The organism is Mycobacterium sp. 663a-19, from assembly GCF_035616495.1.
GTDB lineage: Bacteria > Actinomycetota > Actinomycetes > Mycobacteriales > Mycobacteriaceae > Mycobacterium.
On the sequence record NZ_JAPJAV010000012.1, the window covers coordinates 135,582 to 150,109 of the forward strand.

A 14,528-nucleotide genomic window follows, 5' to 3' on the forward strand; every position below is an offset into this window, starting at 1 on the left:
ACATGATGGAACAGCCGGGGCTGGCCCGTCGACTCGGCACGGCCGACGCGGTGGTGATCGGGCTCGGCTCGATGGTCGGGGCCGGCGTGTTCTCGGCGTTCGGCCCGGCCGCGCGGGCGGCGGGCGCCGGCCTGCTGATCGGGCTGGGGGTGGCCGCGGCGATCGCGTACTGCAACGCCACCGCGTCGGCGCAGCTGGCCGCGGTCTATCCGACGTCGGGCGGGACGTACATCTACGGGCGCGAACGCCTGGGTCCGTGGTGGGGCTTCGTCGCGGGGTGGGGATTTGTGATCGGCAAGACCGCGTCCTGCGCGGCCATGGCGCTGACCGTCGCGAGCTACGCGGTTCCCGGATCCCTTTGGGCGCAACGCGTCATCGGCGTGGCCGCCGTGGTCCTGCTGGTCGCGCTGAACTACCGCGGGGTCACCAAGACCGCGATGCTGGCCCGAATATTGTTGGCCTGCACGGTGATTGCGCTTGCCGCGGTCGTCATCGGGATCGCGGTCACCAGGCCTGGGCCGTCGCAGCTCATGCATTGGCCCATGGGCACGGTTTATGGCGTTCTGCAGTCGGCCGGGTTGCTGTTCTTCGCCTTCGCCGGTTACGCGCGGATCGCGACGATGGGCGAGGAGGTCCGCGATCCGGCCCGCGTCATCCCCCGGGCGATAACCCTGGCGCTGGCGATCGCCGTCGCGATCTACTTCCTTGTCGGCGTGGCGGCCCTGCTGGCCGCGGGCCCGGATCGGCTGGCGTGCGCCGCCGCGCCGCTGGCGGAGGCGGTGCGGGCCGCCGGGGTGCCGGCGCTGGTGCCGGTGATCACGGTCGGGGCCGCGCTGGCGAGCCTGGGCACGCTGCTGGCGCTGGTCGCCGGGCTCGGGCGCACCGTGCTGGCGATGGCCCGGCACGGGGATCTGCCCGGCTGGCTCGCGGCCGTGCACCCGCGCTACCGGGTGCCGCACCACGCCGAGATCGCGCTCGGGGTGGTCGTCTGCGTGCTGGTGGCCACCGTCGACCTGCGCGGCGTGATCGGGTTCTCGTCGTTCGGGGTGCTGATCTACTACGCGATCGCCAACGCCTCCGCCTTCACGCTGTCGGCCGCCGAGACGCGGCGCCGCCGCGTGCTGAACGTCTGCGGCGCTGCGGGCTGCCTGCTGCTGGTCGCCACGTTGCCGTGGCAGGCCGTGGTCGCCGGCCTGGCCGTCTTCGCCGCCGGGATCGCCGGGCGCGCGGCGGTCAGAGCCCGGCGGCGCGGGTGACGCGGGCGAAGCGACTGGCCGGACCGCAGGCATCGCGCACCACGGCGACGTCGTCGACGACGTCGAAGTCGGCCAGGGGTTCCAGCGGGCTCACGTCAATGCCGTTGTCGCGCAACGCCTTCAGCGTGAGCTCTCCGGTGTTGGGTTGCGACATCGGCACATTTCGCAGGCATTCGGCCATCGCTGGTGCGCGCACGCCCAGCGCCCACCAGCCGCCGTCGCGCGCGGGCCCGAGCACGGCCTGCGTGCCGAGCAACCGACGCGCGCAACCGCCCAGCAGGCCCGCGGTCACCTGCGGGGTGTCCATGCCGATCTGCAGCACCGGGTGTCCGCCCAGGCCCGCGTCGGCGTGCGCGTTGGCGAGCCGATCGGCGAAGCCGTCGCCGCGCTGCTCGATCACCGTGAACGCCCCGAGCCGTCGGCGGAGCTCGACGGCGCCGACCGCGGCGCCCACATCGCCGGTGAGCGCCACCACCCGCGCCACCACCGGCGCGGCGGCCACCGCGTCCAGCGTGTCCAGCAGCGCGGCGGCGGCGATGTCGGCGGCGACCCGGTCGCCGACCGTCGCGGCGAGCCGGGTCTTGGCGCGGCCCGGCTCCGGCGCCTTGGCGACCACCAGCAGGGTCACCGGCAGGCCGCTCACGAGATCACCTTCCAGAAGTCCACGATCGCGGTGATGCTGCCCCGCAGCGAGCCGCTGACCTTCGACTTGCCGCCGGTTCGCGGGCCGTAGCTGACGTCGAGCTCCACCACGCGCCAGCCGGCGGTCGCGGCCCGCACCAGCAGTTCCAGCGGGTACCCGGACCGCCGGTCGGCGACCCCCAGCTCCAGTAGCGCCTCGCGTCGGGCCACCCGCATCGGCGCGATGTCGTGCACCGGCAGCCCGTGGCGGGTGCGCAGCCGCCAGCTCATCACCACGGTGCCCAGCCGGGCGACCCACGGCCAGTGCAGCCCCGGCACCGGGCGGCGCCGGCCGATCACCAGGTCGGCCCGCTCGAGCGCGGCGACCAGCCGGGGCAGCTCCCCGGGGTCCATCGAGCCGTCGGCGTCGATGACCGCCACGATCGGTGTCGTCGCCGCGACGACGCCCGCGTGCACCGCCGAGCCGTAGCCGGCCCGCGGCTCGGCGACCACGTCGGCGCCGTGCCGGCCCGCGACCGTGGCGGTGGCGTCGGTGCTGTTGTTGTCGACCACCAGCGCCCGGTAACCGGCGGGGATCGCCGCCAGCACCCCCGGCAGCGACTCCTCCTCGTTGAGACAGGGCAGCACCACCGTGACCGCGTCGTCGGGCATGGCATTCGACCCTAGGGCGCGCTCAGAACCCGTGACGGGGGACGCCGCCGTGCGGCTGCTGCGGAACTGTCTGCTGCGGAATCTGCTGCTGGGTGTGCGGCTGCGTGGGAACCACCGTCTGCTGGGTCTGCGTCTGCTGCGTCTGGGTCTGCTGCGTCTGGGTCTGCTGCGTCTGGGTCTGCTGCGTCTGGGTCTGCTGCGTCGACGGCGGCGAGTAGGTGGTGGTGGGCGCCTGCTGCGTGGTCGTCGGCGCCTGCTGCGTCGTGGTCGGCGCCTGCTGCGTGGTGGTCGGCGGCGAGTACGTGGTCGTCGGCGGGCTGTACGTCGTGGTCGGCGTGGTGTATGTCGTGGTCGGCGGCGTGTACGGGGTCTGCGTCGGTGTCGTCGGCAGCGTCGGTGTCGTCGGCAGCGTCGGTGTCGTCGGCAGCGTCGGCGTCGTCGGCAGCGTCGGCGCCGTCGGCGGCGTGTACGGCGGCTGCCAGCCCGGGTACGGAACGATCGGGACCGGGACCGGCACGTAACCGGGAGCCGGGGCCACCGGCGCGGGGGCGGCCGGCGGTGCAGCCGGTGCCATCAGCTGCGGCGGGATGTAGCCGTTGGAGTCAGGGATGACGCCGCCCTGGAATCCGGCGTTGGGCTGGTCGGGCGGGGGCGGCGGCACCGGCGCCTGCTGCTGCGTCGGCAGCAGCGGCATGAACTTGCCGGGGGCGGCGTTCTGGTGTCCGATCACGGGCTGTTGGCTGGCCGTCGGCTGCACGGCAACGGCCACCGCGACCGCCAGCGTCGAGAGTCCGATCACGGCGAACGCGATGACCGCGTTGCCCAGCAGCACCGACCGTCGGCTCAGCGGCAGGTGCCCGGTCTCGGCCTCGTCGCCGGCGAAGTCCTCGTACTCGTCGCCGAACTCGCCAGCGCCGTACGGCTCGCCCTCGTCGGCCATCGAGTACGCCAGCTGTTGGTCCGCGGCGGGCGGTTCTGCGGCGGGCGCGAAGGCGGTCTCGTCCCCGGTGAGCCCGGCCGCGGGGGCCATCGCGGTCGCATCGCCCGTGAGCCCCACCGCCGGGGCCATCGCGGTCGCGTCGCCGGCCGCCAACAGCGCCGGGGGCACGGCGGCCAGGGCCGCGCCGCGGGCGACGGCGAATGTGGGGTCGTCGGGAACCTGCACCCGCATGGTCGACGCCTCGCGGATCCGGTCGGCGACGCTGTCCAGGTCGGGGGACGCGCCCATCAGGTAGATGTCGCCCGGGGCGTTCGGCTGGTCGCCCAGCCGGGCCATCAACGTGTCGAACGTGGCGGTGGCCTGATCGGCCGAGCCGCCCGGCAGCGGCGCGCTGGCCAGCAGCGTCGGCGGCGCATCCGCGCCGCCCTCGACCGAAGGGACCGACAGGGTCGCCGTCTGGTCGCCGAACACCAGCGCGGCGCCGGGCCGCCCCGCCGCGCGCATCAGCGCGGTGACCGCCTGCGACTCCGGCAGCACCGCGACGTTCATCACGCCGGAGTGTTCCAGCGCCTGGCGCAGCCGGTCGGCCTGGGAATCGTCCGTCCAGCAAACACGGGTCGCGGCCAGCCGGTGGTTTTCGCCGGCCAACAGCCGGTTCGTGCCGGCCACCGTGTCGGTCAGCGTCCCGATCGGGTCGTCGGCGAGCTCGACTTCGTACTGGTCGATCACGTCAGCACCCTGTGCGCCCGGCCCGACGAGCGCCAAGCGGGCAACGGGGCCGGTGACCGCGACCCCCAAAACGACGTCCATCCCGACTCTCCTTCGGCTGGCCACCCCGCAACCAGCATGTCCCCGCAGCATTACACTGCGATACCGACGGCAGCGATAGTCATTCGGGCGACAGCGTCGGCCTCTGAGCGCAGCGTAACCGGGTTCCCTCTGCGCGGAACAACTTCCCGGATTCGCACGTTCACGTCGCAGCCGCTGCCGCGTTGTCCGAATGGATTATGTTTCCAAATAGAGCAACGCAAGCGACCGGCCCGGTGGTTCCCTAGCCACCCAACCGAAGCGGCACCGCCAGCAACCGTCCTCGATACCGGGGGGAACCGTGAGCCAGAGCAGCGACGAGGCGCCTACCGGCCCCATCAACGGCCGGCCGCAGCGACCGGCGCGGCACCGCAACGTCGCCGTCGACCTGACCGCCGCCACCCTGCTCGTCGTCGCGCTGGTGCTGCCGTGGAACCTGTATTCCGGCCTGACCATTGCGGGCAGCAACGGCGTCGTGCTCGCCGTGCTGTTCGCGGTGACGCTGCTGTCACTGATCTCGCTGGCCGCGCCCGCCAAACGGATTCGGCTGTGGCTCAACGTCCCCTACCTGCTGGTGGTGGCGGCCTGCGTGGTTTTCGACGCGTTCGAGACCGTCCGATTCGGCGGCAGCGTGACCGTGCCGGGCGGGGTGGGGCCGGGAGCGTGGCTGGGGATCGCCGGCTCGCTGCTGAGCGCGCAACCGGCGGTCGCCGGCGACGACAGGTTCGCCGGGTGGCTGCGGGCCGCCCGCAACATCGGCTACGCCTCGATTGTGTTGGCGGTGGCCAGCTTTGGCTTCAACCTGTACTGGCGGTTGAAGTACGCGCTGACCGGCGCGGGCGGTTCGGCCGGCTTCGGCAAGCAGAACATCGCGGTCATCGCGACGGCGGTGGTGTACGGCGTGGTGGCGCTGGTTGCCGTCGTCGTCGCGTCGCGGTGGCTGCTGCGCAACACCAAGGCAGCCCGGCTGGCGACCGTCGCGCTCGGGGCGTCGACGCTGGTCGCCGGGATCGTCGTGTGGGGCCTGCCCGTCGGCCGCGACATCGACGCGTTCCACGGCATCGCGCAGAACACGTCGACGGCCGGGGTCGGGTTCGAGGGTTTCCTGGCGTGGGCGGCGGCCGCGGCGATCTTTGCCCGGCTGCCCGGCGACCGGGGCGCGTCGACCGAGCCGAACGCGTGGCGGGCGGCGGCCCGAAATGGCTTGCTGCTCATCGTCGTGTGGTGCCTGGGGTCGATGGCGATGAGGATCACCGACCTGGCCGTCGGCGTGATGCTGAACTACCCGTACTCGCGCTACGACAGCATCGTGCTGGCGGCGTTCGACCTGGGCACCGCGGTCATCGCGATCTGGCTGCGCGTCAACCTGGCCAATGACGCCGTCTCGGCCAGGCTGATCTCGTCGCTGTGCGGACTCGTTGCGACACTGAGCATTTCGCGCGTCATCGTGGGTGTCGTGCTGGCCCCGCGGTTCGCGGAAGTGCCCGCCGCCGCGCACAACCCGGTGTACGGGAACAATCTCGCCCAGCAGATCACCAGCACCTTCGACGTGGCGCTGTGCGGGCTGGCCCTGTGCATCCTGGCCGCCGCGATCGTCACGGGTCAGCTCACCGGACGTCGGGTGCGACGGCGCAGGCCGCCCGCCGCGCGCAAGCCCGTCCGGCCGCCGTCGGCCGCGCCGACGACGCGTGTCCGGGTCGGCGAGTCGCCCAGGATCTTCCGCGGCGACGACTCGGGCACCCGGCGCATGCCCACCCCGAAGCCCAAGATCTACCGGCCGCCCGGGCGCTAACGCAGCGGCGCGAACGCGAACTCGCGAAGGCCCTCCCGCGGGTCGACGGCCGCGCGGAAGCCCAGCACCTCGGCGGCGCGGGCGGGATCGGCGACGATGTGACGCACGTCGCCGCTGCGATACTGCCCGGTGATGATCGGATGCACCGACGCAGCTCGCGCATCGCACAGCGCGGTGGCCACCTCCAGGATCGAGATGGGTTGTCCCGAGCAGACATTGACCGCGGTGAAGCCGTCGCGCGTTGACGACACGGCCGCGACGTTGGCGGCGGCCACGTCGTCGACGTGAACGAAATCGCGCATCTGGCCGCCGTCCTCGAAAACCCTTGGCGGCTCGCCCTTTTCCAGCGCCGACCGGAAGATCGCCGCCACCCCGGAGTACGGGGTGTCGCGCGGCATGCCGGGGCCGTACACGTTGTGGTAGCGCAACGCCACCACCGAGCCGCCCGTCGACTCCGACCACGCCAGCGCGTAATGCTCCTGCGCGGTCTTGCTGGCCGCGTACAGGCTGCGCGGCCGCAGCGCCGCGTCCTCGTCGACCAGCCGCCAGGCCAGCTCCTCGCCGCCGACCGGGCAGCGGTGCTCGAAGACCCCGGCGTCCAGGTCCGCCCGCCGCCGCGGCAGCGGGTCAACCGGCCCGTGCGCGGGGCAGTCGTATCGGCCCTGCCCGTAGACCACCATCGAGGACGCCAGCACCAAACGGCGCACCCCCGCGGCGAACATCTGCGCCAGCAGCACGGTGGTGGCGAAATCGTTGTGCGCGCCGTAGGCGGGCGCGTCGGCGGCGTCCACCCCGGCGCCCACCATCGCGGCCTGGTGGCACACCAGGTCGACGCCGCGCAGCAGCGGGGCCAGCGCGTCGGCATCGCGGACGTCGACGTTCCGGCATCCCGCCGGCAGCACGGGGTTCGGGCCGTGCGCGGCGGGCAGCAGCGCGTCGACGGCCACCACGTCGTGGCCCGCCGTGCGCAGCGCCGCGTGCACCCGCGACCCGATGAACCCGGCCGCCCCAGTGAGCAACACCCTCACGGCAGCTCCACCGGCAGCGTGACGCCGGTGTGCGCCAGGCAGTGCGCGCAGTCGCGTTCGGCGGCGACCCGGCCGATCGCCGAGCGCACCAGCTCCTTGAACGGCGGCATGTTTTTCTCGAACTCGGCGAACACGTCTACGGCCTTCACCCCCTCGCCCGCCGCGACGCCGGCATCCAGGTCGGTCACCAAACCGATTGCCGCATAGCATATTTCGAGCTCCCGGGCCAGCACCGCCTCCGGGTACCCGGTCATGTTGACCAAACCGAAGCCGGCGGAGGCGAACCAGCGGCTCTCGGCCCGGGTGGAAAACCGCGGTCCCTGGATCACCACCACGGTGCCGCCATCGACCACGCCGGGCAGGCCGGTGACCGCCGAGCGCAGCGTCGGGCAGTACGGGTCGGCGAAGTCGACGTGCACGGCGCCGGAGTCGAAGTAGGTGTCGGCGCGGCCGGTGGTGCGGTCCACCAGCTGGTCGGGCACCACCACGGTGCCGGGGCCGTGTTCGGGATTCAGGCTGCCGACCGCGCACGGCGCGAACACCCGCCGCACCCCGAGCTTGCGCAGCGCCCACATATTGGCCCGGTAGGGCACGGTGTGCGCCGAGTATTCGTGTTTGGCGCCGTGGCGGGGCAGGAACGCGACCTCGTGCCCCCCGACGGCGCCGACGGTGACCGGGGCGCTCGGCTCGCCGTACGGGGTGTCCACGTCGACGTCGCGGACGCCGGACTCGAAGAACGTGTAGAAACCGCTGCCGCCGATCACTCCGAGCATCCGCCCATTGTGGTGCATAGGGCAGGATGCCCTGGTGGCCAGTTTCACGCAGTGGATCTCGGGGGCGCGGCCGCGGACGCTGCCCAACGCGGTGGCGCCGGTGGTCGCGGGCACCGGCGCGGCGGCCTGGCTGCACTCGGCCGTGTGGTGGAAGGCGCTGCTGGCGCTGACCGTCGCGGTCGCACTGATCATCGGCGTCAACTACGCCAACGACTACTCCGACGGCATCCGCGGCACCGACGACGAGCGGGCCGGCCCGGTGCGGCTGGTCGGCTCGCGGCTGGCGAGCCCGCGGTCCGTGCTGGCCGCCGCGGTGACCGGGCTGACGGTCGGCGCGGCGGCCGGGTTGGCGCTGGCGCTGGTGAGCTCGCCGTGGCTGATCGTGGTCGGCGTCGCCTGCATCGCCGGGGCGTGGCTGTACACCGGCGGGTCAAAACCCTACGGCTACTTGGGTTTTGGCGAGGCCGCGGTGTTCGTCTTCTTCGGCCTGGTCGCGGTGCTCGGCACCGAGTACACGCAGGCGCTGCGGGTGGACTGGGTGGGCCTGGTGCTGGCGGTGGCGATCGGGGCGCTGTCGTCGTCGGTGCTGGTGGCCAACAACCTGCGGGACATCCCGACCGATGCGCGGTCGGGCAAGATCACCCTGGCGGTTCGGCTGGGCGATGCCCGCACCCGGGCGCTGTATCAGGCGCTGCTGGCGACCGCCGGGGTGTTGACGCTGGCGCTGATGCTGGCGACGCCGTGGTGCGCGGCGGGGCTGGTGGCCACGCCGCTGGCCCTGCGCGCAGCGCGGCCGGTCCGGTCCGGGCGCGGCGGGCCGGAGCTGATCCCGGTGCTGCGCGACACCGGGCTGGCGATGATCGTGTGGGCGGTCGCGGTCGCCGCGGCGTTGGCGCTGGCCGGGCGTTGAGTGTGCGCTCAGGGCGTCGAGCGTGCGCTCCGGGCGTCGAACGTGCGCTCAGGGTGGAGTTGAGCGCCGGATCCCGCCGCACGTTCACACCGGAAGCCGCCGATGCACACTCAACGGGAGGCGGCCTACGATCCGATAACAACACCGCCTACCGAGGACCGCAATGAACCAGATCGCCACGACCAGTGGGCCCAAGAGCATCGGACTGCTCAGTGTCGGGGCGTACCGGCCCGAGCGCGTCGTCACCAATGACGAGCTGTGCCGCAACATCGACTCCTCCGACGAGTGGATCTACTCGCGAACCGGGATCAAGACCCGCCGCTTCGCCGCCCGCGACGAATCCGCCGCGTCCATGGCGATCGAGGCCGGTCGGGAGGCGATCGGGAAGGCCGACCTCACGGCGGGCGACATCGACGGCGTGATCGTCGCGACCAGCACCCATTTCCTGCAGACCCCGGCCTGCGCCCCCGAGGTCGCGGCGGGCCTGGGCGCCACGGGTGTGCCCGCCTTCGACATCTCGGCCGGATGCGCCGGCTTCGGGTACGCGATCGGCGTGGCGGCCGACATGATCCGCGGCGGGAGCGCCGGCAAGGTGCTGGTCATCGGCTCGGAGAAACTGTCGCCCACGATCGACATGCAGGACCGCAGCAACTGCTTCATCTTCGCCGACGGCGCCGCCGGGGTGGTGGTGGGCGAGACGCCGGTTCAGGGCATCGGGCCGACCATCGCGGGCAGCGACGGCGAGCAGGTGAAGGCCATCCGCCAGGACATCGACTGGATCGACTACATGGACGACCCGACGGGCCCCCGCCCCTTCTTGCGGCTCGAGGGCAGCGCGGTGTTCCGCTGGGCGGCCTTCGAGATGGGCAAGGTCGGCCGGCAGGCGATGGACGCGGCGGGCATCCGGCCCGACGAGGTCGACGTGTTCATCCCGCACCAGGCCAACAGCCGGATCAACGAGGTCCTGGCCAAAAACCTGGAGCTGCGACCGGACGCGGTGATCGCCAACGACATCGAGCACACCGGAAACACGTCCGCGGCCTCCATCCCCCTGGCGATGGCCGAGCTGCTGGCGACCGGGGCGGCCAAGGCCGGCGACCTGGCGCTGCTGCTCGGGTACGGCGCGGGCCTGAGCTACGCCGCCCAGGTCGTGCTGATGCCGAACGGGTGAGCGCGCGGGCTCACCCGTCGGGGTCGGCGTCGGGGTCGGCGTCGGGGTCAGCCACCGCCTCACCGCGCAGCCGGGCCTGCAGCTGTTCGCGTTCGGCGCGCCGGCGTTCGCCGGCCACGGCCAGCGCCGCGGTGGCGCGCCGGCGCAGCGGGGCGAACAGCCAGATGCCCAGGGGCATCGCGATGATCAACGCGAACAACGCCGCCACGACGACCGGGAACTGGGTGACCCCGAGCAGTCGCGCGATCCCGTAGATCGCGGCGGCGAGGACGACGAACAGCAGCAGCCGCGCCGCGGCGTACACCAGAACGTCGACGACGACGCGGTTTCGGCCGGGCTCGGCCGCGTGGTCGCTAGGCTGCTCTGACACGGGTCGAGCCTACGGCGCGGGTATATTCGCTCGAAGGAGGTGTTGAGTGCTCTACCTGCTGCTCGTCCTGGTGTTGGGGACGCTGGTCTACATTGGCTGGCGCGCGGCCCGGTCCCAGACCCACCGGCCGAAGACCCGCGTCATCGGACCCGACGACGATCCAGAGTTCTTGCGGCGGTTGGGAAACGGCGACAACAACCCCCTTTAGGCGACACCCGGATTGCGCTCGCCGGGGAACCCGTCGGCGACGACGGCGGCCAGCTCGATGATCGCCTCGCGGGTACCGCGCCGCAGCAGATCCAGGTTGATCTCGGCGCCCTCTTCGAGGTGGGGGTCGAACGGTATCAGCCGCACCGCGCGGCAGCGCCGCGAGAAGTGATCGACCACCTTGTTCATGTCGACCTTGCCGGTGCGTGACCGCACCGCGTTGATGACCGCGATCGAGTCGCGGACCTTCTCCTGGTGGCCGTGGGCGTCCAGCCAGTCCAGCGTCGCCGAGGCGCTGCGCGCGCCGTCGATGGATCCCGAGCTGACCACGATCAGCAGGTCGGCCCGGTCCAGCACCGCCGACATCACGGAATGCAGCAGCCCGGGACCGCAGTCGGTGAGCACCAGGCCGTAGTAGCGCTCCAGGACGTCCAGGGTGCGGGTGTAGTCCTCGGCGCTGAACGCGTCCGAGATGGCCGGGTCGCTTTCCGATGCCACGATCTCCAGCCCGCTGGGCCCCTTCGAGGTGTAGCGGCGGACATCGCTGTAGCGCTCGATGCTGCCCGCGTCGTGCAGCAGCTGGCGCACGGTGGCCGACGTCTCCAGCGGGATCTTCTGGCTCAGCGTGCCGTGGTCGGGGTTGGCGTCCAGGGCCACCACCCGATCGCCGCGGATCGAGGCGAAGGTGGCCCCCAGCGTCGCGGTGATCGTGGTCTTGCCCACGCCACCCTTCAACGACAGCAGCGCGACCCGGTAGGAACCGCGCAACGGCCGATTGACCTGAGCCACCAGGTTGTTGTAGCGGGCGGCCCGCGGGCTCTCCCCGAGGTTGATCAGATGACCGGACAGCTCGTAGAGCAGCCGGCGCCAGCCCTCCGACGGCGGCGGCTTGACCGGCCGCAGCAGCACGCCCGTGGACAGCTCCGGATAGGGCGTGTGCGGGACGTGCTCGGGGCGGTACGGGGCCGCTTGGGCCTCCGCGGGCGGCGCGTCGGCCGGGCCGTTGTAGTAGGCGCCGAAGGCCGTCGGGTCGACGCGCGGGATGCCGGTGACCGGCGTGGGATCCCAGAGCGGCATTCCGGGGCGGGCCGCCGTCGGCGCCGCCGTCGTCTCGTGCTTCTCGGGCCCGGGGACCCGCCGCTCGGTGCGGAACCCGGCGAAGGCCCGCGTCGGCGCGTCGCCGGAGTCGGCCGACGATTCGCCGGCCTGTTCGGTGGGATCCTTCGGCTGTTGAGCCCTCAGCTCTGTGGTCGGATGTTCGGGCGCCCCCACGCTCGGCTGGTCGGACACGTGCACTCCCCCTTGTTGCAGTTTCTTGGGTCGGTTGCTAGCTGTCAGCCCACGCCGGCATAAGAATGCAGGCCCACAGTCACCAGATTAACGAAGAACAAGTTGAAGACCATGGCCACGAAGCCCACCACGTTGATCCATGCGGCCTTCCTGTCCCGCCATCCGGCGGTCGACCTGGCGTGCAGATAGGCCGCGTATACCACCCACGCCACGAACGAAACCGTCTCCTTGGGGTCCCAGCCCCAGTACCTGCCCCAGGCCTGCTCGGCCCAGATCGCGCCGAAGATGACCCCGAAACCGAACACCGGGAACGCGAAGATCGTGGTCCGGTAGGCGATGCGGTCCAGGGTCTGCGCGTCGGGGAATCGCCGCACCACCCGGGCCAGCGCGCCCTCGGTGTCCGGCTCGCCAAGCCGCGAGGTGCGCAGCAGGAACAGGATGCTGGCGATGCCGGCGACCAGGAACACCCCTGAGCCGAGGCTGACCACCGACACGTGAATGGGCAGCCAGTAGGACTGCAGCGCCGGCATCACCGGGGCGGCATTGGTGTACAGCCAGCGCCCGGAGACGGTCAGCAGGATCAGGACCGGCAGCAGCAGGAACACCCACAGCGGGCGGTGTTGCGGGCGGCGCAGCACCAGGGCGCCGGCGACCAGGCCGCAAAAGCAGGTCAGGTTGATGAACTCGTACATGTTGCCCCACGGCACCCGCAGGGTGGCCAGGCCGCGCAGCACGATGCACGCCAGCAGCAGCCCGATGCCCAGGTAGACGACGGCCATCCCGGCCCGCCCGGCGCGTTCGTCGAACGGCCGGCCCCCGACGTCGTCGACGATGCCGGGGGTGGCGGCGTCGGCGGCCACCGAACCGGCCAGGACCCGCTCGCGCCGGTCGGCGCGGCGGCCGCCGGCGTAGGCCAGCTCCACCGCCAGCAGCAACAGCGCGACGACCAGGGCCACCACCGCCGAGGTGAACGCCCAGTCCGAGTAGCGCGCCAGTTCGACGTTGACGTGCAGGGTGTTCATGTGACGTCCACCTCGGAGCTCCTTCGCGACGCCGGGGACTCGCCGAGATCGGCAACCAACCGCTCGGACAGCTTGTCGAACTCCTCCCCCCAGCCGGAGTTGTCGGTGCGCGCCAGGCCGCCCAGCTCGACGTTCACCGTACCCGGCCCGGCCTCGTCGGTGACCGGCGTCAGGCGCACCCACACCCGGCGCCGCCGCACCAGCAACGAGACCAGCAGCCCGGCCATCATCGCGATGGCGAACACCAGCACCCACCTCTGGCCGGGGTCGTGGGACACCTGCAGGTTGACGAACGGCACCGCGCCGTCGAACCGGACGACGGTGCCCGCCGCCGGGCCCCGGTCGATCCTGACCTCCTGGCCGGCGCGCAGGTTGACCCTCGCCTCCTTGGTCAGCCGGCCCTGCTGGATCAGCCGCGGATCCAGGGTGAACAGCGATTGGGGCCGGCCGGTGTCCAGGCCGGTGTCGCCGCGGTAGATGTCGACGGCGACGGCGGGGGCGTTCAGGGCCGGGAACCGCGACGACAGCAGCGCGCCGTCCAGCTGCTCGGTGGGCGCCAGCAGGCCCTGGATGGCGATTTCGTGGTTGCGGCGCTCGGCGGGGTCGGGGTAGCTGCCGGCGGGCGGGTCGATGCGCACCACGCCCGACGACAGCAGGGTCAGCGGGTTGTCGGGCCGCCACTGCACGGTCGACGTCCGGGTCTGACCGTCCGGGAAGGTGACGGTGAAGGTGGGCGCGTAGCCGTGGCCCTGCAGGTACACCCGGTCGCCGCCGACCCGCAGCGGGTGGTTGACCTCCAGCCGGTAGGGCCGCCAGCTGTTGGCCGCCAGGTCACGGCCGGCCTGATAGTCGATGTCGGCGGCGAACGAGGTGGCCTGACCCGACTGCAGGTAGTGTGCCTGAAAGTCGTTGACGCGGATGCAGATTGGGTGCAGCGAGGTGCCGTCGACGGTGTTGCCGGCGCGGAACGAGTCGAACGCGGCCGGTGACGCCGAGCAGAAGCCGGGGCCGCCGTCGGCGATGACGATGACGTTGCCCTCGTAGCCGAACAGCTTGCCGACGGCCACCGCGACCAGCAGGCCCAGCAGTGCGAAGTGGAAGACGAGGTTGCCGAATTCGCGCAGATAGCCCTTCTCGGCCGACACCTCGACGGATTCTCCCGTCGCGTCCTCGTGGTGGCGGATGGCCGTGCGCCAGCCGCGCAGCCGGCGGGTGATGGTGTTCGCCAGGCGGTTCAGCTCCCCGGGCTCGGCGACGATCCGGGTGCTCGCGTGCTTGGGCAGCCGGGCCAGGTTGCGTGGCGCCGCGACGGGTGTGGCGCGCAGGCTGCGGGCGTGCTCGATGGTCCGCGGGGTCAGGCAGCCGACCAGGGACACGAACAGCAGCACGTAGATGGCGGTGAACCAGAAGCTGGAGAACACGTCGAACGCCTGCAGCCGATCCAGCCACGGGCCGAGCACCGGATGGGCGGCCAGGTAGTCGGCGACCTTGCCGGCGTTGAGGTTGCGCTGCGGCAGCAGGGCGCCGGGTATTGCGCCGAGCGCGAGCAGGCACAGCAGCACCAGCGCGGTGCCCATCGAGGTCAGCGCGCGCCAGGCGTTGCGCGCTGTGGCGAGCAGACGCAAAAGTCCCCCAAAACGCGGCGTTTTGGGGACTTTTGCGTCTGCTC

Annotated in this window: 14 protein-coding genes; 5 read left to right on the forward strand and 9 right to left on the reverse strand. The window is 72.1% G+C overall.

What is annotated here, in order from left to right; all coding sequences use genetic code 11:
• Positions 1-2 precede the first annotated feature (2 nt).
• Positions 3-1,256: an APC family permease gene (locus tag OQ968_RS20445; RefSeq protein WP_420715963.1), complete on the forward strand. Its 1,254-nt coding sequence runs from the start codon at positions 3-5 to the stop codon at positions 1,254-1,256.
• Here OQ968_RS20445 and OQ968_RS20450 read toward each other — a convergent pair.
• From OQ968_RS20450 to OQ968_RS20460, 3 genes are read right to left on the reverse strand one after another with little or no spacing between them, the layout of a single operon-like run.
• Complete coding sequence (locus OQ968_RS20450) at positions 1,234-1,899, reverse strand: TIGR04282 family arsenosugar biosynthesis glycosyltransferase (RefSeq protein WP_324681089.1); 666 nt, start codon at positions 1,897-1,899, stop codon at positions 1,234-1,236. The genes OQ968_RS20445 and OQ968_RS20450 overlap by 23 nt on opposite strands.
• Positions 1,896-2,549 carry a glycosyltransferase family 2 protein gene (locus OQ968_RS20455; protein ID WP_324681090.1) on the reverse strand — a complete coding sequence of 218 codons (654 nt, stop codon included), beginning with the start codon at positions 2,547-2,549 and terminating at the stop codon, positions 1,896-1,898. Before OQ968_RS20455 ends, OQ968_RS20450 begins: the two co-directional genes overlap by 4 nt.
• Positions 2,550-2,571: 22 nt before the next feature.
• The gene (locus OQ968_RS20460) at positions 2,572-4,299 is read right to left on the reverse strand and encodes a hypothetical protein (RefSeq protein ID WP_324681091.1); all 1,728 of its coding nucleotides are present in this window, start codon (positions 4,297-4,299) and stop codon (positions 2,572-2,574) included.
• Between the two features lie 334 nt (positions 4,300-4,633).
• Here OQ968_RS20460 and OQ968_RS20465 point away from each other — a divergent pair, with 334 nt between their 5' ends.
• On the forward strand, positions 4,634-6,088 hold the full coding sequence (locus OQ968_RS20465) for a hypothetical protein (protein WP_324681146.1): 1,455 nt from the start codon (positions 4,634-4,636) through the stop codon (positions 6,086-6,088).
• Here the strand turns inward: OQ968_RS20465 and OQ968_RS20470 are convergent.
• Both OQ968_RS20470 and OQ968_RS20475 read right to left on the reverse strand, forming a co-directional pair.
• The gene (locus OQ968_RS20470) at positions 6,085-7,116 is read right to left on the reverse strand and encodes an NAD-dependent epimerase/dehydratase family protein (protein ID WP_324681092.1); all 1,032 of its coding nucleotides are present in this window, start codon (positions 7,114-7,116) and stop codon (positions 6,085-6,087) included. The two genes, OQ968_RS20465 and OQ968_RS20470, sit on opposite strands and share 4 nt — an antisense overlap.
• On the reverse strand, positions 7,113-7,889 hold the full coding sequence (locus OQ968_RS20475; protein ID WP_324681093.1) for an S-methyl-5'-thioadenosine phosphorylase: 777 nt from the start codon (positions 7,887-7,889) through the stop codon (positions 7,113-7,115). The genes OQ968_RS20470 and OQ968_RS20475 overlap by 4 nt, the downstream gene beginning before the upstream one ends.
• 34 nt (positions 7,890-7,923) lie before the next feature.
• Here OQ968_RS20475 and OQ968_RS20480 point away from each other — a divergent pair, with 34 nt between their 5' ends.
• Together OQ968_RS20480 and OQ968_RS20485 are read left to right on the forward strand one after the other, a co-directional pair.
• Positions 7,924-8,799, forward strand: a complete 876-nt coding sequence (locus OQ968_RS20480; RefSeq protein WP_324681094.1) for a 1,4-dihydroxy-2-naphthoate polyprenyltransferase — start codon at positions 7,924-7,926, stop codon at positions 8,797-8,799.
• 163 nt (positions 8,800-8,962) lie between these two features.
• Complete coding sequence (locus OQ968_RS20485; RefSeq protein ID WP_324681095.1) at positions 8,963-9,970, forward strand: beta-ketoacyl-ACP synthase III; 1,008 nt, start codon at positions 8,963-8,965, stop codon at positions 9,968-9,970.
• A 10-nt stretch (positions 9,971-9,980) separates the two neighbouring features.
• Here OQ968_RS20485 and OQ968_RS20490 read toward each other — a convergent pair whose 3' ends face one another.
• Positions 9,981-10,340, reverse strand: coding sequence for a DUF4229 domain-containing protein (locus OQ968_RS20490; RefSeq protein ID WP_324681096.1), 360 nt, complete (start codon positions 10,338-10,340; stop codon positions 9,981-9,983).
• 46 nt (positions 10,341-10,386) lie between these two features.
• Between OQ968_RS20490 and OQ968_RS20495 the strand changes: the two genes are divergently transcribed.
• Entirely contained in the window at positions 10,387-10,548 is a 162-nt protein-coding gene (locus tag OQ968_RS20495; protein ID WP_324681097.1) for a hypothetical protein, read from the forward strand.
• On the opposite strand, the gene OQ968_RS20500 is transcribed toward OQ968_RS20495, so the two are convergent.
• The 3 genes from OQ968_RS20500 to OQ968_RS20510 form a co-directional block, all read right to left on the reverse strand.
• Entirely contained in the window at positions 10,545-11,789 is a 1,245-nt protein-coding gene (locus tag OQ968_RS20500) for a MinD/ParA family ATP-binding protein (RefSeq protein ID WP_420715969.1), read from the reverse strand. The two genes, OQ968_RS20495 and OQ968_RS20500, sit on opposite strands and share 4 nt — an antisense overlap.
• A 92-nt stretch (positions 11,790-11,881) precedes the next feature.
• Positions 11,882-12,859: a c-type cytochrome biogenesis protein CcsB gene (ccsB, locus tag OQ968_RS20505; protein WP_324681099.1), complete on the reverse strand. Its 978-nt coding sequence runs from the start codon at positions 12,857-12,859 to the stop codon at positions 11,882-11,884.
• Positions 12,856-14,436 carry a cytochrome c biogenesis protein ResB gene (locus OQ968_RS20510; protein WP_324681147.1) on the reverse strand — a complete coding sequence of 527 codons (1,581 nt, stop codon included), beginning with the start codon at positions 14,434-14,436 and terminating at the stop codon, positions 12,856-12,858. The genes ccsB and OQ968_RS20510 overlap by 4 nt, the downstream gene beginning before the upstream one ends.
• Between the last annotated feature and the right edge of the window lie 92 nt (positions 14,437-14,528).